We start from the raw sequence: 16,939 nt of genomic DNA, 5'->3' as shown, positions 1-16,939 counted from the left end.
ATGGACGCGATCAACCAGCCCCTGCTTGCCGTTCGCGACCTCTCGGTGGCCTTCCACCAGGGCGGCGCCACGACGCTCGCGGTCGACAAGGTCTCGTTCCAGATCAAGCGCGGCGAATGCCTGGCGCTGGTCGGCGAATCCGGCTCCGGCAAGTCTGTCAGTGCGCTCTCGATCCTCAAGCTGTTGCCCTATCCGAACGCCTCGCATCCCTCGGGCAGCATCCGCTTCAAGGGGCAGGAACTGATCGACCGATCCGAGCAGCAGATGCGGGAGATTCGCGGCAGCGACATCTCCATCATCTTCCAGGAGCCGATGACCTCGCTCAATCCGTTGCACACGATCGAGGCGCAGATCGGCGAGATCATCCAGCTGCACAATCCGACCAGCAATGCCGAGGCGCGCAGGCGGACGCTGGAATTGCTGACGCAGGTCGGCATTCCCGAACCCGAGACGCGGCTGAAGAGCTATCCGCATCAGCTCTCCGGCGGTCAGCGCCAGCGTGTGATGATCGCGATGGCTCTCGCCAACGAGCCGGATCTGTTGATCGCGGACGAGCCGACGACGGCGCTCGACGTCACGGTGCAGGCGCAGATCCTGGCGCTGCTCGCCGAGATCCGATCGCGGCTCGGCATGAGCCTGCTCTTCATCACCCACGATCTCGGCATCGTGCGCCGCATCGCGGACACCGTCTGTGTCATGAAGAGCGGCGAGATCGTCGAGCAGGGGCCGGTCGAGCAAGTCTTCAAGGGCCCGAAGCATCCCTACACGCGCGACCTGCTCGCGGCGGAGCCGAAGCCCGATCCGGCGCCGCCGCAGCCGGATGCACCGTTGGTGATGTCCGCCAACGACCTGAAGGTCTGGTTTCCGATCAAGCGCGGCCTGATGCGCAAGACCGTCGGCCACATCAAGGCGGTCGACGGCGTCAGCATCGCCGTGCGCAAGGGCGAGACGCTCGGTGTGGTCGGCGAGTCAGGCTCGGGCAAGACCACGCTGGGGCTGGCGCTGCTGCGGCTGATCTCCTCAAACGGGCGTATCGTGTTCTTGGGGAACGACATCCAGGGCCTGCGCTTCAAGGAGATGCGGCCGTTCCGGCGCGACATGCAGATCGTGTTCCAGGACCCGTTCGGCTCGCTCTCACCGCGCATGTCGGTCGCCGACATCATCGCCGAAGGTCTCTCGGTGCATCAGCCGAAGCTGTCGCACGAAGAGCGCGAGGCGCGCGTTGTCAAGGCGCTGGAGGACGTCGGGCTGAAGCCTGACACCCGCTATCGCTATCCCCATGAATTCTCCGGCGGCCAGCGCCAGCGCATCAGTATCGCGCGGGCGGTCGTGCTGGAGCCGGATTTCGTCGTGCTGGACGAGCCGACCAGCGCGCTCGACATGCTGTTCCAGGCGCAGATGGTCGATCTGTTGCGCGAGCTCCAGCGCAAGCGCGAGCTCACCTACATGTTCATCTCGCACGATCTGCGCGTCGTCGCTTCGCTTGCGAGCCATCTGATCGTGATGCGCGGCGGCAAGGTCGTCGAGGAGGGGCAGGCCGCCCAGCTGTTCAAGAATCCGAAGACCGAATACACGCGCGCGCTGTTCGCGGCGGCGTTCCGGCTGGAGACGGCGGGCAACGGGTCGGTGGCGACGTAGCCCGTCATTCCAGACGCGCGACATTGCGGCGCCCTGAGCGTTTCGCCGGAGCAGGCTGCACGGGCAGCCCGCCTTGATGTTACGCGGCGCGTTCCTTGTCTGGCGCTTCCTCGAGTGTGGCCGCAGTGTCTTCCAGCTTCTTGTCGTAATTGGCCTCGAGCCTCTCGATACTATCGGCCCACATCCTCAGCATTGAGACCTGGAAGTGCATCATCGGCTTCAAGGCATTCATGCCGATTGCTGTCGCTGCGGCGATGCGCCGTTGAGGGTCGGGCACGAAACGGTTTGCATTGGTGTCGTCTGCCATGCTGTTCGCTCCTTCGCTCTGGTGTTATGACCTAAGCTATCTGTCCTGTTGCGAACTGCTTGCTTCCAAACGCTCGGCCAGAAGTTCATCTGCCGCGCGGCGCGCGCATTGGTCGTCATGCAATTCATCGAGCTTTTTCAAGTAGGCGACCGCGGCTATCTGCAGGAGATCGAAATCATCCTCGCCGGTACCGCGAAGATTGGAGATGTAGCTGTAGAGGGCGGAACGCCTGTCGTCGTTCTCGCTGATGCCGCTGTGGAGCAGCAAGTAGTTTCGCCAAGCGAACGCACACGCGCCTTCTCTGGCTTGAGAACTCATGGGCACCTCCTAAAGCCAGAGAAAGACTGGCGCCGCGTTTCGTTCCGCAAATCTCCTCAGATGTAACGTTGTTCCGTAGCTGCGCCGCAAGGTAAACCATACTTCCGGTGCCAATGCGCAGGTTCCGTCAGCAACCGCGTCCGAAACCTGTTCGGATGCCGAGAACAAAGATCGGGTATGATCCCCGCGATCCACGGCCCTAAAGCCGCTTGATCGCGACGACCTCGCTGCCGGCCTGCCTGATCCGCGCAATCGCAGGCTCGATCGCCTCGATCACCGTCGCCATGTGATGCGCGTTGGCGTGAACCATCGTGCTGCCATCGCGGACGATGGCGACATGGCCCTTCCAGAAAATGAGATCGCCGCGCAGCAAGCTGCTGCGCTCATGCGGCTCCAGCGCGCGGCCGAGCCCCGCCTGCTGCATGTCGCTGTCGCGTGGGCAGCCGATGCCCGCTGATGTCAGCGACACCTGGACGAGGCCGGAGCAATCGATGCCGAAACTGCTTTTGCCGCCCCAGAGATAGGGCGTGCCGGCGAAGCGTTCGGCGACCGTCACGAAATCCGGCTCGCGATGATCGAGCGGGGCGAGATGGGCCTTGGGCAAATATTGTCCATCGCGCGTCACGGCGAAGCTGCCGTCCTCGCGCGCCACAGCCAGCCTGGATCCCATCACGAGCGTATCGGCCGGCGGCAGCTTGATCGAGGGACCGGGGAAGGCGAACGTCCGCAGCGCGCTGACCACATGGGTCGGCGTCGCCGAGGGTTTCATGAGCGCTGCATCCGGCAGCCAGCCGACATAGCCATCGCCATTGAGCTGGCCCCACGCCCAGCCCTCGCCGTTGCGGTCGTAGACCGTGACGCGTTCGCCGCGCAGCGCCTCCGTCATCAGCATCGCGCCCGACGACGGCTGCTCGCGCACCGGCGCGACCGGATCGACCACCTCGAATTCCTCGCCGGTGACGAAGCGATCAGCCTCGACCTTGCCTTCGAGATATTTCGCGGCGAGGTCGCCCCGCGCCGGGGTTATTCGCGGATCATGCATAGCGCTCGCTCAGCAAGGTGTAGATGGCGCGTGCGGCCTGGCACTCGCCGCCTTCGGGACGGGCCGGCTTTGCCGACGGCGTCCAGCCGTAGATGTCGACATGCAGCCAGCTCTTCGCCTGATCGACGAAGCGCTGCAGGAACAGCGCGCAGGTGATCGAGCCGGCAAAGCCGCCTGATGGTGCGTTGGTGATGGTAGCGGTCTTGGAGTCCAGCCAGGAATCGTAAGGCGGCCACAACGGCATGCGCCACAACGGATCGTTCTCCTGCATCGCGCAGCGCGATAGGTCGGCGGCAAGGCTCTCATCATTGGTGTAATAGGGCGGCAAATCCGGTCCCAGCGCGACACGCGCGGCACCGGTCAGAGTGCCCAGATCGATCAGCAGATCGGGCTTTTCCTCATCAGCCAGCGCCAGCGCGTCGGCGAGCACCAGCCGGCCCTCCGCATCCGTATTGCCGATCTCCACCGTGATGCCCTTGCGCGAGGTGAAGATGTCGAGCGGGCGGAAGGCGTTGCCGGCGACCGCGTTCTCCACCGCGGGAATCAGTACGCGCAGCCGCACCTTCAGCTTCGCATCCATCACCATGCGCGCCAGCGCGAGGACGTTGGCCGCGCCGCCCATGTCCTTCTTCATGATCAGCATGCCGCTCGACGGCTTGAGGTCGAGACCGCCGGTGTCGAAGCAGACGCCCTTGCCGACCAGTGTCACCTTGGGATGATCGGGATCGCCCCAGCCGATGTCGATCAGCCGCGGCGCGCGGTTCGAGGCCATGCCGACGGCGTGGATCAGCGGGAAGTTCTTCTCCAGATCATCGCCGACGGTGCAGGCGAAGCTTGCGCCGAACTCTGCGGCGAGGTCTTGCGCGGCGGCAGCCAGCTCCGCCGGCCCCATGTCGTTGGAGGGCGTGTTGATGAGGTCGCGCGCGAGCATCGCCGCATCAGCGATCCGCTCGATCTCGGCCGCATCGACGCCATCGGGCGGCACCAGCCGGACGTCGGGCCTGTCAGCCTTGCGGTACCGCGCGAAGCGGTAGCGCCCGATCGCAAAGGCGAGCGCCGCCAGCCGTGCATCGTGGGGTGCATTGGCAAAGCGATAGATCCCCGGCGGCAGCAGGCCGGGCAGGGCGCCGGGCCGGAACAGGTCGCGCGATCTCGCCCCCTCGTCCTCGAGGCCGAACAGCACCTGTGCGATTGCGCCGTCGGGCGCAGGCAGCGCCAGATAGGCACCCGGCTTGGCGGCAAAGGCGCATGCCGCGGCGAACGCGCGTTGCTGCGGCGGCAGCGCCTCGGCGACCTGATCCCAGCTCGATTTGGTGACGAAGGTGATCGGGATGGCGGCGGGTGACGTCTCGAAGACAGAAGGCATTGGCGGGTCCGGATCGTCAGATCAAACGGGTCATGCGAATGGATGAGACTTCGCAGAGTTTCGCCGCCGCTGCAATCGGCTTTGCTGCCACCGTTCAGCGAGCCGCTACTCGCGGAAAGGGGGCCATGCTAGGTTCCGGCAACGGTCGCCAGAGTTGGAGATCAGGCGACCGACGACGAAGCGCGCCCGGAGGAAATGCAATGGAATTTGTGTGGAGCGTGGTCACATTCATTGGCGAGGCCATCGAGGCGATTTTCGGCTATGTCGAGCACCACCATTGGATCTTGCGTTCCTTGCCGGCGGTTACGTCTTCTATCTCCACGACCGCTCCGTCCACGCGCGGTTCGATGCGCTCGACAGGCGCGTCGACGAAATCCGCAAACGGCTTGCCATCGAATATTGATCGGGCGAGACGAAAACGTCGTCGCACGGATCTCGTATCTCGTGTTGAGGGCTGCCGTTCCCGGGAGCGCGGCCTCGACCTGCTGCTGGATTGCAACCGCTCAAGCCTGACGATGCTTGCGAGCGGGAGTATCGACGAGAGCACGGCCCGGGGGCCGTGTTAACCGGCCGTTAGGGTTAACAGTCTATTGCTGGCGCGTTCGGCTCGATCAATCGGCTCGAGAGTCAAAGCGTCATGCGTCTACGGTTCAGTCTTGCCCGGCTTCTTGCGTCCACCTCGCTGGTCGCGGCGGTGGCCATGGGCCTCGGCGGCTGCACGGGCATGTCGAAACTCTCCGACGTGACGGGCTCGATCGGCGGACCACGGGCAGAGGCGACTCCCACCGATCCGGCGCGCGCCGTCGAGGTCTATGGCGAGCGCTACCGCGCCAATCCCAAGGACGCCGATGCCGCGCTCGCTTACGGTCAGGCGTTGCGCGCCAACGGTCAGCGTGCCCAGGCCGCCGCTATGCTCGAGCAGGCGACCATCGCCAATCCCGGCAACAAGGCGCTGCTCGCCCAATATGGCCGCGCCCTCGCCGACAACGGCAATTTCCAGCAGGCCTACGATGTGCTGTCGAAAGCGCATTCGCCTGACAATCCGGACTGGCGCCTGCTCTCGGTGCAGGGCACCGCACTGGACCAGATGGGCCGCCACGAGGAAGCGCGTTCCTACTACGCGAGCGCGCTCAAGATCGCACCGGGTGATCCCGGTGTGCTCTCCAATCTCGGCCTGTCCTACATGTTGTCGAGAGACCTTCCGAAGGCCGAAGAGGCGCTGCGGCAGGCCTACGCCTCGCCGCGTGCGAGCATCCGGGTGCGGCAGAATCTCGGCCTTGTCGTCGGTCTGCAGGGCCGCTTCGCCGAAGCCGAGACCATCGTAAAGGCAGATCTGCCACCGGATCAGGCCGCGGCCAACGTCGCCTATCTCAAGGAGATGCTCAGCCGCAGCGACGCTCCCCGCGGCGCACCGAAGCGGACGCCGGTGGCCTCGCTCAGCCAACCCGACTGATCAGAGCTGATCGTCTCTTCTATCATCTCATCCTGAAAGCTGCCCGCGAGCCGCATGCGCGGCCCGGGTCCCGCGTCATTGCATCTCGGAGATCTTGATGCCGGTCGGTCCGAGAATGACCACGAACAGCACGGGCAGGAAGAACAGGATCATCGGCACGGTCAGCTTCGGCGGCAGGGCGGCAGCCTTCTTTTCAGCCTCGTTCATGCGCATGTCGCGATTTTCCTGCGCCATGACGCGCAGGGAATGTCCGAGCGGGGTGCCGTAACGCTCCGCCTGCTGAAGCGCGAGACACACCGACTTGACGCCCTCGAGTCCGGTGCGTCGCGCCAAATTCTCGTAAGCGACCTTGCGATCCTGCAGATAGGATAATTCGGCCGTGGTCAGCGTGAACTCCTCCGAGAGCGCGATCGACTGTCCCACGATCTCGGTGGCGACCTTCCGGAACGCCATCTCGACTGACATGCCGGATTCGATGCAGATCAGAAGCAGGTCGAGCGCGTCGGGAAAGGCGCGCTTGATCGAGAGCTGGCGCTTGGAAATCGCATTCCTGAGGAACAGCATCGGCGCCTGGAGGCCGAGATAGGCGGCGCCGATGCAGATGCCGATCTTGATCGGCATGGCCTGCTGCAGATGCGCGATCAAGAAGACGTAGACGACCGAGCCGATGAAGAGCACCATCGGCGCGACCATGCGGGCAAACAGGAAGGTGATGTAGGGCGCCTGACCGCGGTAACCCGCCATGATCAGCTTGTCGCGCGCAGCTTCCTGCGCGAGCCATTTGGTGAGGTTGAAGTCCTCGACGACCTTGGAGACGAGCTGCTTCGGCGTCTGGCGCAGCGTGACCTTTTCATTCTTGTGAAGGCGCTCACGCTCGCGCTGCCGGATGCGCTCGCGCTCGCTCGCCACCGCCTTCATGCGCTTGGAGAGGCCCTCGCCGGCGAACAGGGGCATCACCAGCGTATAGACGGTGGCGCTGGCGGCAATGGCCGCCAGCATCATGGTCATGAAGTGGACGTCATGTAGTTTCGCGACGAGAAACTGGACCATACTGCACCGTCAGAAATCGAAATTGATCATCTTCTTCATCACCATGATGCCGACCGCCATCCAGACGACGCAGCCGACCAGCATGAGCTGGCCGGTGGGATGGGTCCACAGCACCGAGATGTAATGTGGCGTCGTGAGATAGACGAGGAACATCACGATCGGCGGCAGCGAGCCGATGATGCCGGCCGAGGCCTTGGCTTCCATCGACATGGCCTGGATCTTTTCCCTCATCTTCTTGCGGTCGCGCAGCACCTTGGAAAGGTTGCCGAGCGCTTCGGAGAGGTTGCCGCCGGATTTCTGTTGGATCGAGATGACGATGCCGAAGAAGTTCGCCTCCGGCAACGGCATGCGATCATAGAGCCGCGAGCAGGCCTCGCCGAGAGGCATGCCGATCGCCTGGGTCTCGATGATCGCCAGAAACTCGCTGCGCAGCGGCTCGGGCGCGTCGGCCGCGACGACCTTGATCGATTCGAACAAGGGCAGGCCTGCCTTGATGCCGCGGACGATCACGTCGACCGCATCGGGCAGTGCCGCCAAGAACTTGGCCTCGCGGCGCTTTTTCAGGAAGCCCAGTGCCCAGCGCGGCAGGCCGAAGCCGCCGGCAAAGGCGAGGCCGGCAGCACCGATCAGGCCGCCGCCGGCGAACAGAGCGGCTGCGAAGAACGCGCCCGCCACGGCGGCGGAGACGATCCAGAACTTCTGCGGCGTCCAATCGAGCCCCGCCTGCGACAGGCGGACGGGGAGCGGAGCGCTCTTCTCCTGCAGGCGTCGCGCCTCGAGATCCTTCAGCGTGGTCTCGACCTGCTCGCGGCGCGAGCGCTGGGTCTTCTCGGCCTGGCGGGCCGTGGGCGCCTCGGCGCGGGAGATAGAAGCGCGGCGGCTTTCGGCCTTTCGTTCCCCGGACAGCAGCGGATAGAGGAAGACCCAGGCGATGCCGCCGACCGCTGCGGTGGCAAGGAATGCGAGGGCGAGGACCTGCATGTTCATGCTGAACTGCTCACGTCTTCGGCGCGACTTCCGCCGCGTCCAGCGCAGCGGCAAGGCGCTTCTCGTCGCCGTAATAGCGGGCGCGTTCCCAGAATTTCGGACGGCCGATGCCGGTCGAGCGGTGCCGGCCGATGATCTTGCCGTTGGCGTCCTCGCCGATCATGTCGTAGAGGAAGATGTCCTGGGTGATGATGGTGTCGCCTTCCATGCCCATCACCTCGGTGATGTGGGTGATGCGGCGCGAGCCGTCGCGCAGGCGCGCAGCCTGGACGATGACGTCGATGGAGGCGCAGATCATCTCGCGGATGGTGCGTGAGGGAAGCGAGAAGCCTCCCATCGTGATCATGGATTCGCAGCGCGACAGGGCTTCGCGCGGGTTGTTGGCGTGCAGCGTGCCCATCGATCCGTCATGGCCGGTGTTCATGGCCTGGAGCAGGTCGAACGCCTCGGGTCCGCGGACCTCGCCGACGATGATGCGCTCGGGGCGCATACGCAGGCAGTTGCGCACCAGCTCGCGCATGGTGATCTGGCCTTCGCCTTCGATGTTGGGCGGTCGGGTTTCCAGCCGCACCACGTGAGGCTGCTGGAGCTGGAGCTCGGCGGCGTCCTCGCAGGTGATGACGCGCTCGTCATGCTCGATATAGTTGGTCAGGCAGTTGAGCAGCGTGGTCTTGCCGGAGCCGGTGCCGCCGGAGATCAGCACGTTGCAGCGGACGCGACCGATGATCTGGAGGATTTCGGCGCCTTCCGGCGAGATCGCGCCGAACTTGACCAGCTGATCGAGCGTCAGCTTGTCCTTCTTAAATTTGCGGATGGTGAGCGTGGGGCCGTCGATCGACAGCGGCGGCACGATGGCGTTGACGCGGGAGCCGTCGGCGAGGCGCGCGTCGCAGATCGGCGAGGATTCGTCGACGCGCCGGCCGACCTGGCTGACGATGCGCTGGCAGATGTTGAGGAGCTGCTGGTTGTCGCGGAAGCGGATTCCCGTGCGCTGGATCTTGCCGGCGACTTCGATGTAGACGGTGTTGGCGCCGTTGACCATGATGTCGGCGATGTCGTCGCGCGACAGCAGCGGCTCGAGCGGGCCGTAGCCGAGAACGTCGTTGCAGATGTCGTCGAGCAGTTCCTCCTGCTCGGCGATCGACATCACGATGTTCTTGATCGCGATGATCTCGTTGACGATGTCGCGGATTTCCTCGCGCGCGGACTCCGAATCGAGCTTGGCGAGCTGGGCGAGGTCGATCGCCTCGATCAGCGCGCCGAAGATGGTCGCCTTGACCTCGTAATAATTGTCCGACCGCCGGCTCTCCATGGCCGGAGGCGGCGGCGCCTTGGCAGGCGCAAGCGGCGGCGAGGCGACGGCCGGCGGAGGCGGGGCGCGCGACACCGTCGGCGCCGGAGCCTGGGCAGGCTCGGGCGACACGGCGCCGGGCTTGGGCGCCCGAAGGTCGGTGTCTGTTCCGCTACGCTTACCGAACACTTAACAACTCCATGCGGCGGCTTATTTTCCCCGCAACTTGTCAATCAGGGGTGAAAGCAGGGACGACTTTTGTTTCTTGGTCTCGCTGCGGCCGGTCAGGCGCTGGGCGATCTGAAGGAACATCTCGATCGACTTGTGGTTGGCGGAGATCTCCGCGATCATCTGGCCGTTGTTGGCGGCCGAGCCGAAGATCTGCGGCTCGAACGGGATCGAGACGATCGGCTGGCTCTCGATCGCCTTGGCGAACTCCGCGGCGGCGATTTCGGGGCGTTTCGGCACGCCGACCTGGTTCAGGCAGTAGAGCGGTGGCCGGTCGTTGGGGCGCGCGGCCTTCAACAGATCGAACAGGTTCTTGGTATTGCGCAAATTGGCGAGGTCGGGCGCGGCCACGATCAGGATGTCGTCCGCTCCGATCAGGGCGCGCTTGGTCCAGCCCGACCATTGATGCGGTATGTCGAGCACGATGCAGGGCATGGTGGAGCGCAGGGTGTCGAACACGGCGTCGAAGGCGTCGGTGCCGAAATCATAGACCCGGTCGAGCGTCGCCGGCGCCGCCAGCAGGCTGAGATGGTCGGTGCATTTCGACAGCAGGCGGTCGATGAAGGCGGTGTCGACGCGATCGGGCGAGAACACGGCGTCGGCAATGCCCTGCGGCGGGTCCTGGTTGTAGTCGAGCCCGGCGGTGCCGAAGGCGAGGTCGAGATCGGCGACGACGGCGTCCATGGCGAGGTCGCGCGCGATCGCCCAGGCGACATTATGGGAGATGGTCGAAGCCCCGACGCCGCCCTTGGCGCCGACCACGGCGATGATGCGGCCGACCGCCTTGGCTTCTGGTGCGGAAAACAGGTTGCAGATCGAGCGCACGACATCGATCGCGCCGACCGGCGCGAGCACGTAGTCGCTGACACCGCGTCGCACCAGCTCACGGTAGAGTGTGACGTCGTTGATGCGGCCGATCACGACCACGCGGGTGCCGGCGTCGCAGACGGTGGCGAGCTGGTCGAGCCCGCCCAGCAGGTCGTTGCGTCCGTCGCTTTCGAGCACGATGACGTTCGGCGTCGGGGCCGAGCGGTAGGCCTCGGTTGCAGCGGCCATGCCCCCCATCTGGATCTTCAGATGGGCCTTGCCGAGACGGCGGTCTTCGCCGGCCGACTGGACCGCAGCAGCAGTCTCCACGGTCTCGCAGAAGGCCTGGACCGAGACGCGCGGCGCGGGCGCAATATGCTCCTCGACTGGCGGAGGAGCTGCGTCCGGCTGCTCTTCGTGTATCTGGCGAGCGTAGCTGATCATTTGCCGGTGTCGCTGAGTTTGGCCTTGTCGGCCTCGGGATAGGTGGTCGTCGTCGTGACACCCTTGCGATACTTCTCGAGAGCGGTGATGCGCCGCGGCGTGTAGGACGGAGTTTCAGGCCGCGGCTGCTCGAGGTCCGACGGATTGTCGACCATCGCCGCGAGGTTGCGCTGATAGGCGCAGCCGTAATTGTAGTAGTCCTTGTTCTCGAACCACCTCTTGTTCTTTATCGAAGGGCCGACGTCTTCCGGCCACAGGCCGCAGGGACCCGCGACCGCGGCGATCTTGGAATAAGTGAGCCGGATCGGCGGCAGGAAGCGCTTGTCTTCCGGCTGGTAGGGCCGAACGTTGACGCCGCGCGGCGGAACGCCTGCGCCCGCCAGCATCGCCTGGATTTCACGCATCGTGTCCGCGACCGGACGCGCATTGGGCGTGCCGGACGGCACGTCGATACGGATGGCGCCCGTGCCTTCGTGCAACCATGCCGATGCGACACCCATCACGTCCGCGCGCTGGGCGGCGGTCAATCCGCCGCGGGCATGGCCGACGAAGACGACGATCGAACGATTTTGCTCCTCGATCGCGATCGGATGGCGCTGCTTGTAGTCGTCGGGAATGGAGGCCGTGACGGCTTCGTCATGCTGGCACCCGCCGAGCGCGAGCGCCATGCCGATGAGCGCGCCACCGAGACGGATGGCGCGTTTGCGAAGCTGGGGTGGTCTTGTGATCATCGTGAAGTCCCCGTTCCGCCTCAGTCGGTGATGAAGCCGTAGGTGCCGCGGTAGTTCTTGGCCGGCTCGGTCCGGCCGGGCACGCCGTAGATGCGGTTGATATTGCCGAGCAGCTGGGCCTGTGGATCCGCAGGCGGGGCGAAGCCGTCATCCGGCCGCGACAGGTCCTTTGGCGCCACCGCGCGAACGACGTAGGGCGTCACGATCACGACCAGCTCGGTCGCGTTGTTGACGAAGTCGCGGCTGCGGAACAGCGTGCCGAGGACCGGGAGCTGCATCAGTCCCGGCAATCCGCTGACTGCCTGCTTGGTCTGCTGCTGGATCAGGCCGGCCATCGCCATCGCGCCGCCGGAGGGAATTTCCAGCGAGGTCTCGGCACGGCGGGTCCTGATCGAGGGCACCGTCACCGAGTTCACCGACGTCGAGGTCACGGCCTGCGACAGCGTGATCGCATTCTCGTTCGACAGCTCCGAGACCTCGGTCATCACCCGCAGGCTGATCTTGCCTTCGCTCAGCACCACGGGGGTGAAGTTGAGCGAGATGCCGAACTTCTTGAAGCTGATCTGGGTGGTACAGACATGCGTGGTGGGATCGCAAGCATAGCCCGCCGGCACCGGGAATTCGCCGCCGGCGATGAACGTTGCCGATTCACCGGAGATCGCGGTCAGGTTCGGCTCGGCCAGCGTGCGGATCACGCCAGCGGTTTCCATCGCGCGCAGGGTGGCCTGCACCGACGGCGCCGCGCCGAACTTCGTGGTCAGATTGTTGCCGTCCACGAGGTTGTGGCCGAGAGCGGTGAACGGATTCGAGTTGGAGAAGCTCACCACCGACGTGCCGTAGTTGAGGTTCGCGGTCAGGTCGATGCCGAGCTGCTTGACGATGTTGCGCTGGACTTCGGCCACCGTCACCTTGAGCATGACCTGGTCGCGGCCGCGGACCACGATCGAGTTCACCACCTTGTCGGCGCCGCCGGCCAGGCGCGCGGCGAGGTCGTTGGCCTGCTGCGCTTCCATCGGGTTCGCCGCCGTGCCGGTCAGGACGATGCCGTCGCCGAGTCCGTCGATCTGGATGTCTGAATGCGGCAGGACCTGCTTCAGCGCCGCCCGCACACCGTTGAGGTCGCGCTTGACGGCGATGTCATAGGCCGCGATCTGCTGGCCTGCAGAATCGAAGAACACGATGTTGGTCTGGCCGAGCGCGGCGCCGATGATGTAGGCGCGCTGCGCCGAGCGGACCACCGCATTGGCGATCTTGGGGTCAGCGACCAGCACGTCCTTGATGTCGCGCGGAAGGTCGATCACCACGGACTTGCCGATGCCGAGCGAGAGGAAGCGGGCGTTCATCTGACCGTCGGCAGCGACCGGCGCGCCGGGGCGATAGTCGGCGGCGACCACGGGGCTCAGCACCGGGTTGAATGCCAGCGCGAAGGCGGCCGAAAACGACAGGGCGCGGACCATGGAGGTTCGCATCGTCGCTATATCTGCCCTGCATTTCATGTCGCCTGTCCTCATCGTGCTTTCGCCGTCGAGCTCGGAATGCCGTAGCGAATGATCGAGACGCCGTCGCGCTTCTGGGCGGATTCGTCGAGCGTGATCTCGCTCATCTTGACGTCGGCAATGCTGCGCAGCGCCAGCGAGAGCGTTCCGGCCTGACGGGCCGAAGAAAGCGCCTGGGTCTGTGCGGAAGTGAGTTCCAGGGTCACGGTCTTGCCGACCACGGCGTTCTGGCCGTCCTTCTCCTTCGGGGCCTGGTCGATGGCGAGGACGCGCACATTGACCAGGATGATCTCGGACGTGACGACGTCCTGGCCCCCGGAGGCCTGGTCCGGGTTCTTGAGGCGGCGCGTGAGCAGGACGTCGACGCGGTCATTGGGCAGGATGAAGCCGCCTGCGCCGGTCTCCGGCGAGATTTCGGTCGAGATGGCCCGCATGCCGCTGGGCAGGATGGCCGCCATGAATCCGGAGCCCTCGGCCTTGACCAGCTTCTGGTCGCGGATCGGCTCACCCTGAATGAAGGGGGCGCGCGCGATCGAACCGGTCACCTGGGTCACGCCCTCGGGACGCTCGTTGCGGCGGATGAAGGTGGCGCTGGCGGTCGCGGCCGGCCAGGTCTGCCATTGCAGATCTTCCGGCTTCACGGTCTGGCCGAGGCCGATGTCGTTCTTGGCCACGAGGACGTCGACGGTCGGAAGCTGCGCGACCGGCGCCGGAGGCGGCGCAGAATTGTCCGAGCCGCTCGCCAGGTACGCGGCGACACCGCCGGCGCAGATGGCGACCGCCAGGACGACAATGCGTGCCCTATTCATACGCTTCACTTTCCAACAAAACGCCGCGACGCTGACGCCGCCGTAATCGGCAGTTGACCAGCTATTCGTCAAAGCATGGTTAATGAGGCGTATCTAAATCGCCTTAACGCCGGGTTTACCCGGTGCGTTCAGCGCAGCGCGAGGTGAGCGAGATCAATCGCCTTCACCCATTCGGTCTCCGGGTAGACCATCAGCGCACTCAGTGCGAGCGCGATGCCGTAGGGGATGCCGCTCTCCTTGGCATGCAGCCGGGCGAGCCAGGCCTGGCCCGCCAGCCCGTAGGGCAGCGGCCATTGCCGGAACTGGAGCAGGAGCAGCGTCAGCGCCCCGCCGAACAGCGAGGCGTAGAGCAGGAAGTTCATCAGTTGTGCGAAGCCGAACCAGAGTGCGACGGAGGCCGCGACCTTGGCGTCGCCGCCGCCGACCCAGCCCATCGCAAAACAGGTGAAGGCGATGACCAAAAGAAGCGCGCCGGCGCCGACATGACTGAGCATCTCGTAAGGTGCCATGCCACCGGCGAGGGAAAGTGCGAAGAAGCCGGCGACCAGCGCCAGCGACACGCGGTTCGAGATCGTCATCGTGAAGAGATCGCTCGCGGCAGCAAACGCCATCAGGGCCGGGAAGAGCAGAAGGCGCGCAAGGTCGAGGATCATGGCTGCGTCTTGATGCCTGGGGTTTGCCGCGGGAACTGGGCGTCGGGCGATGCTAGCCGGCAGTGCTAAACAAACCGACAACGGCAGCAAGCGACCCACGCGGCTGAAACCGCGGAACGCGTCATTACCAGAGGCTGGCAATGCGCACGGCGAGCGCGGCCGTCGCAAGCAGCAGCGCAAGGCAGACCCAATAGACCGGCGAGCCGGCCTGAGCCGCCGCCGTCTCGTTTGCCGCGATCGCGGCATCGGTTCTGTACTTACGCAACGCCACTGGAACTCGCCGTCTTCGGAAAAACAAAGGCCCCGGAGATCCGGGGCTTTTGCCGTCGTTCGTCGGTCGCTTACTTCAGCGAGCTGCTGATCGAGGTGAACTTGGCGTTCAGCGTGGTGCCGAGGTTGTTGACGACGGTGATGATGGCCAGCGCGATGCCGGCGGCGATCAGACCGTATTCGATGGCGGTGGCGCCGGATTCATCCTTCGCGAAACGTGCAATCAAGTTCTTCATGAACATAACTCCATCTGGGGTGGGGATCGCCTCGTTCGGCGCCGTCTTTGACCCGATGACCATGAGAGCCGAGCTCTTTCGGTAGAGTTAATTCGATCGGGCAAACCCGCTTGCTGCGCGATGCTTTGGCCCAGAGTGAATTTCGTCTTAAGGCGGCGCCTGTAATTCGTTCCGGTTCCAGATGTACCGTCGGCGCAGCACCGGCTTCACGCTCCCTTAAATTTAGCGGCGTAGGCGTAACAGAGCTGGAATTCGCAAGAGAGGCGACGATGTCGAGCCTGCCCATGCAAGTCGCCCTGATGCTCGGCGAGACCATCGTCAAGGTGATCCCCGTCACCTTCGCACTCGCGGCGGTCTTCACCGTGCTCGAGCATTTCTGGGCCTGCAATGCCGGCGCGCCGTGGTGGCGCAAGCGCGAGATCGTCACCGACATCTGCTACTGGTTCTTCGTTCCGGTGTTCGCCCGCACCATGCGGATCGGACTTCTGATCGTCGGCGCGAGCCTCGTCTTCAACATCCACGACGCAGACGAACTCATCGCCTTCTACGACAATGGCCACGGCCCGCTGTCGTTGATGCCGCTCTGGGTCCAGGCCGTATTGTTCCTGGTCCTGTCCGACTTCATGCTGTACTGGCTGCACCGGCTGTTCCACGGCGGCGGGTTCTGGAAGTACCACGCGATCCATCACTCCTCGGAGGAGATAAGCTGGATTTCGGCGGCCCGCTTCCATCCCGTCAATCTCGTGCTCGGCACCATCGGCGTCGACGTCGTGCTGCTGATGGCCGGCATTTCCCCCAACGCGATGGTCTGGCTCGCTCCGTTCACGACCTTCCATTCGGCCTTCGTGCACGCCAACCTGAACTGGAGCTTCGGGCCGTTCAGATATTTGCTGGCGACGCCGGTGTTCCACCGCTGGCACCACACCTCGCTCGAGGAGGGCGGCGACACCAATTTTGCCGGCACGTTCCCGATCTGGGATGTTCTGTTCGGCACCTTCCGTATGCCCGAAGGTAAACTGCCGCAGGATTACGGCAAGGACGAAGCGACCATGCCGAAGGAGATCGCGGGCCAGTTCGCCTATCCATTCCGCCGCTAGCCTCGAAGGCGGTAAAACGCCAGTCTGTTCAAACAATAGTCGGCGAGTTTGCGGAACGTTCACGAATTAAGGGCAGGTTAGCCGGGTCGGGCACTGGCTCTGTTGTATCGAGTCGCTTCTGCCGGTTTGTGACGTCCCGGGGGTAAGAGTATGCGTAAAGAATTGCTGCGCCGTCGGGCGCGCGTTTGTCTTCTGGTTGCGGCCGCGGTGCTGGCATCGCCGGCTGCCGGCCTTGCCGACCCCACCGCCGACACCATCGCTGTCAATGTCGACCAGGCCAAGCTGGTGCGGCTGCCCGGCAAGGTGGCGACCATCGTGGTCGGCAATCCCCTGATCGCCGACGTCACGCTCCAGCCCGGCGGCATGATCGTCGTGACCGGCAAGGGCTATGGTGCCACCAATTTCATCGCGCTCGACCGGGCCGGCGAGATTCTGGTCGATCGCCAGATCCAGGTCGAAGGTCCGAGCGACCGGCTCGTCACCGTCTATCGCGGGATCGAGCGCGAGTCCTACAGCTGCGTGCCGCTTTGCCAGCGTCGCGTGACGCTCGGCGACAGCGACACCTACTTTAACAACACGATGAGCCAGGCCGGCTCGCTGAGCGCCAGCGCCAGCGGTGGTGGTGGCGGTCCGCCCAAGTCCAACTAGCGGCACCGATCGGCGGGTTTGCCCGGACAGTATCCTGGCAGACCGCTTTGCAGATGCGAGCCAGAGGG

Annotated in this window: 18 protein-coding genes and 1 pseudogene; 5 read left to right on the top strand and 14 right to left on the bottom strand. The window is 64.8% G+C overall.

Annotated features, from left to right (window positions below):
* Positions 1–1,638, top strand: a complete 1,638-nt coding sequence (locus XI03_RS25830) for an ABC transporter ATP-binding protein (RefSeq protein WP_271593656.1) — start codon at positions 1–3, stop codon at positions 1,636–1,638.
* Between the two features lie 79 nt (positions 1,639–1,717).
* Here the strand turns inward: XI03_RS25830 and XI03_RS25825 are convergent, their stop codons facing one another.
* The 4 genes from XI03_RS25825 to XI03_RS25810 all read right to left on the bottom strand — a co-directional run bounded on the left by XI03_RS25825 (position 1,718) and on the right by XI03_RS25810 (position 4,671).
* Positions 1,718–1,945, bottom strand: coding sequence for a hypothetical protein (locus XI03_RS25825; RefSeq protein WP_271593655.1), 228 nt, complete (start codon positions 1,943–1,945; stop codon positions 1,718–1,720).
* Positions 1,946–1,981: 36 nt separating this feature from the next.
* Positions 1,982–2,263, bottom strand: coding sequence for a hypothetical protein (locus tag XI03_RS25820; RefSeq protein WP_028142109.1), 282 nt, complete (start codon positions 2,261–2,263; stop codon positions 1,982–1,984).
* 199 nt (positions 2,264–2,462) lie between these two features.
* Entirely contained in the window at positions 2,463–3,305 is an 843-nt protein-coding gene (locus XI03_RS25815) for a C40 family peptidase (RefSeq protein WP_028142108.1), read from the bottom strand.
* Positions 3,298–4,671, bottom strand: coding sequence for a leucyl aminopeptidase family protein (locus tag XI03_RS25810; RefSeq protein WP_271593654.1), 1,374 nt, complete (start codon positions 4,669–4,671; stop codon positions 3,298–3,300). Before XI03_RS25810 ends, XI03_RS25815 begins: the two co-directional genes overlap by 8 nt.
* Positions 4,672–4,871: 200 nt before the next feature.
* On the opposite strand from XI03_RS25810, the pseudogene XI03_RS40340 reads away from it, so the two are divergent.
* Both XI03_RS40340 and XI03_RS25800 read left to right on the top strand, forming a co-directional pair.
* Positions 4,872–5,074 (top strand): annotated as a pseudogene (locus XI03_RS40340) (hypothetical protein).
* Positions 5,075–5,308: 234 nt separating this feature from the next.
* Positions 5,309–6,124, top strand: a complete 816-nt coding sequence (locus tag XI03_RS25800; RefSeq protein WP_038950029.1) for a tetratricopeptide repeat protein — start codon at positions 5,309–5,311, stop codon at positions 6,122–6,124.
* Between the two features lie 75 nt (positions 6,125–6,199).
* On the opposite strand, the gene XI03_RS25795 is transcribed toward XI03_RS25800, so the two are convergent.
* The 10 genes from XI03_RS25795 to XI03_RS25750 form a co-directional block, all read right to left on the bottom strand.
* Positions 6,200–7,174, bottom strand: a complete 975-nt coding sequence (locus XI03_RS25795) for a type II secretion system F family protein (RefSeq protein ID WP_028142105.1) — start codon at positions 7,172–7,174, stop codon at positions 6,200–6,202.
* A gap of 9 nt (positions 7,175–7,183) precedes the next feature.
* Positions 7,184–8,161: a type II secretion system F family protein gene (locus XI03_RS25790; protein WP_028142104.1), complete on the bottom strand. Its 978-nt coding sequence runs from the start codon at positions 8,159–8,161 to the stop codon at positions 7,184–7,186.
* A 10-nt stretch (positions 8,162–8,171) separates the two neighbouring features.
* Positions 8,172–9,641, bottom strand: coding sequence for a CpaF family protein (locus XI03_RS25785; RefSeq protein WP_028142103.1), 1,470 nt, complete (start codon positions 9,639–9,641; stop codon positions 8,172–8,174).
* Between the two features lie 21 nt (positions 9,642–9,662).
* Positions 9,663–10,931, bottom strand: a complete 1,269-nt coding sequence (locus XI03_RS25780) for an AAA family ATPase (protein WP_028142102.1) — start codon at positions 10,929–10,931, stop codon at positions 9,663–9,665.
* Positions 10,928–11,662, bottom strand: coding sequence for a CpaD family pilus assembly protein (locus XI03_RS25775; RefSeq protein WP_038971338.1), 735 nt, complete (start codon positions 11,660–11,662; stop codon positions 10,928–10,930). The genes XI03_RS25780 and XI03_RS25775 overlap by 4 nt, the downstream gene beginning before the upstream one ends.
* 20 nt (positions 11,663–11,682) lie before the next feature.
* Positions 11,683–13,158, bottom strand: coding sequence for a type II and III secretion system protein family protein (locus tag XI03_RS25770; RefSeq protein WP_038950033.1), 1,476 nt, complete (start codon positions 13,156–13,158; stop codon positions 11,683–11,685).
* 11 nt (positions 13,159–13,169) lie between these two features.
* Complete coding sequence (gene cpaB, locus XI03_RS25765; RefSeq protein ID WP_028142099.1) at positions 13,170–13,967, bottom strand: Flp pilus assembly protein CpaB; 798 nt, start codon at positions 13,965–13,967, stop codon at positions 13,170–13,172.
* Positions 13,968–14,095: 128 nt separating this feature from the next.
* On the bottom strand, positions 14,096–14,620 hold the full coding sequence (locus tag XI03_RS25760) for an A24 family peptidase (RefSeq protein WP_271593652.1): 525 nt from the start codon (positions 14,618–14,620) through the stop codon (positions 14,096–14,098).
* A 124-nt stretch (positions 14,621–14,744) separates the two neighbouring features.
* On the bottom strand, positions 14,745–14,885 hold the full coding sequence (locus XI03_RS25755) for a hypothetical protein (RefSeq protein WP_162130992.1): 141 nt from the start codon (positions 14,883–14,885) through the stop codon (positions 14,745–14,747).
* A gap of 76 nt (positions 14,886–14,961) precedes the next feature.
* Complete coding sequence (locus tag XI03_RS25750) at positions 14,962–15,126, bottom strand: Flp family type IVb pilin (RefSeq protein WP_007599783.1); 165 nt, start codon at positions 15,124–15,126, stop codon at positions 14,962–14,964.
* A gap of 269 nt (positions 15,127–15,395) precedes the next feature.
* Between XI03_RS25750 and XI03_RS25745 the strand changes: the two genes are divergently transcribed.
* Together XI03_RS25745 and XI03_RS25740 are read left to right on the top strand one after the other, a co-directional pair.
* Positions 15,396–16,223 carry a sterol desaturase family protein gene (locus tag XI03_RS25745; protein WP_028142097.1) on the top strand — a complete coding sequence of 276 codons (828 nt, stop codon included), beginning with the start codon at positions 15,396–15,398 and terminating at the stop codon, positions 16,221–16,223.
* Between the two features lie 150 nt (positions 16,224–16,373).
* Complete coding sequence (locus tag XI03_RS25740) at positions 16,374–16,871, top strand: pilus assembly protein N-terminal domain-containing protein (RefSeq protein WP_038950036.1); 498 nt, start codon at positions 16,374–16,376, stop codon at positions 16,869–16,871.
* The last annotated feature ends 68 nt before the right edge of the window (positions 16,872–16,939 follow it).

Source organism: Bradyrhizobium sp. CCBAU 65884 (assembly GCF_028128835.1).
GTDB lineage: Bacteria > Pseudomonadota > Alphaproteobacteria > Rhizobiales > Xanthobacteraceae > Bradyrhizobium > Bradyrhizobium ottawaense.
This window is presented reverse-complemented; position numbering and strand designations above follow the sequence as displayed.

What these genes read in the sequence shown, in the direction of transcription:
- XI03_RS25830 (WP_271593656.1), top strand. Translation starts at nt 1, where the DNA reads ATGGACGCGATCAACCAGCCCCTGCTTGCCGTTCGCGACCTCTCGGTG.
- XI03_RS25825 (WP_271593655.1), bottom strand. Translation starts at nt 1,945, where the DNA reads ATGGCAGACGACACCAATGCAAACCGTTTCGTGCCCGACCCTCAACGG.
- XI03_RS25820 (WP_028142109.1), bottom strand. Translation starts at nt 2,263, where the DNA reads ATGAGTTCTCAAGCCAGAGAAGGCGCGTGTGCGTTCGCTTGGCGAAAC.
- XI03_RS25815 (WP_028142108.1), bottom strand. Translation starts at nt 3,305, where the DNA reads ATGCATGATCCGCGAATAACCCCGGCGCGGGGCGACCTCGCCGCGAAA.
- XI03_RS25810 (WP_271593654.1), bottom strand. Translation starts at nt 4,671, where the DNA reads ATGCCTTCTGTCTTCGAGACGTCACCCGCCGCCATCCCGATCACCTTC.
- XI03_RS25800 (WP_038950029.1), top strand. Translation starts at nt 5,309, where the DNA reads ATGCGTCTACGGTTCAGTCTTGCCCGGCTTCTTGCGTCCACCTCGCTG.
- XI03_RS25795 (WP_028142105.1), bottom strand. Translation starts at nt 7,174, where the DNA reads ATGGTCCAGTTTCTCGTCGCGAAACTACATGACGTCCACTTCATGACC.
- XI03_RS25790 (WP_028142104.1), bottom strand. Translation starts at nt 8,161, where the DNA reads ATGAACATGCAGGTCCTCGCCCTCGCATTCCTTGCCACCGCAGCGGTC.
- XI03_RS25780 (WP_028142102.1), bottom strand. Translation starts at nt 10,931, where the DNA reads ATGATCAGCTACGCTCGCCAGATACACGAAGAGCAGCCGGACGCAGCT.
- XI03_RS25775 (WP_038971338.1), bottom strand. Translation starts at nt 11,662, where the DNA reads ATGATCACAAGACCACCCCAGCTTCGCAAACGCGCCATCCGTCTCGGT.
- XI03_RS25770 (WP_038950033.1), bottom strand. Translation starts at nt 13,158, where the DNA reads ATGAAATGCAGGGCAGATATAGCGACGATGCGAACCTCCATGGTCCGC.
- cpaB (WP_028142099.1), bottom strand. Translation starts at nt 13,967, where the DNA reads ATGAATAGGGCACGCATTGTCGTCCTGGCGGTCGCCATCTGCGCCGGC.
- XI03_RS25760 (WP_271593652.1), bottom strand. Translation starts at nt 14,620, where the DNA reads ATGATCCTCGACCTTGCGCGCCTTCTGCTCTTCCCGGCCCTGATGGCG.
- XI03_RS25750 (WP_007599783.1), bottom strand. Translation starts at nt 15,126, where the DNA reads ATGAAGAACTTGATTGCACGTTTCGCGAAGGATGAATCCGGCGCCACC.
- XI03_RS25745 (WP_028142097.1), top strand. Translation starts at nt 15,396, where the DNA reads ATGTCGAGCCTGCCCATGCAAGTCGCCCTGATGCTCGGCGAGACCATC.
- XI03_RS25740 (WP_038950036.1), top strand. Translation starts at nt 16,374, where the DNA reads ATGCGTAAAGAATTGCTGCGCCGTCGGGCGCGCGTTTGTCTTCTGGTT.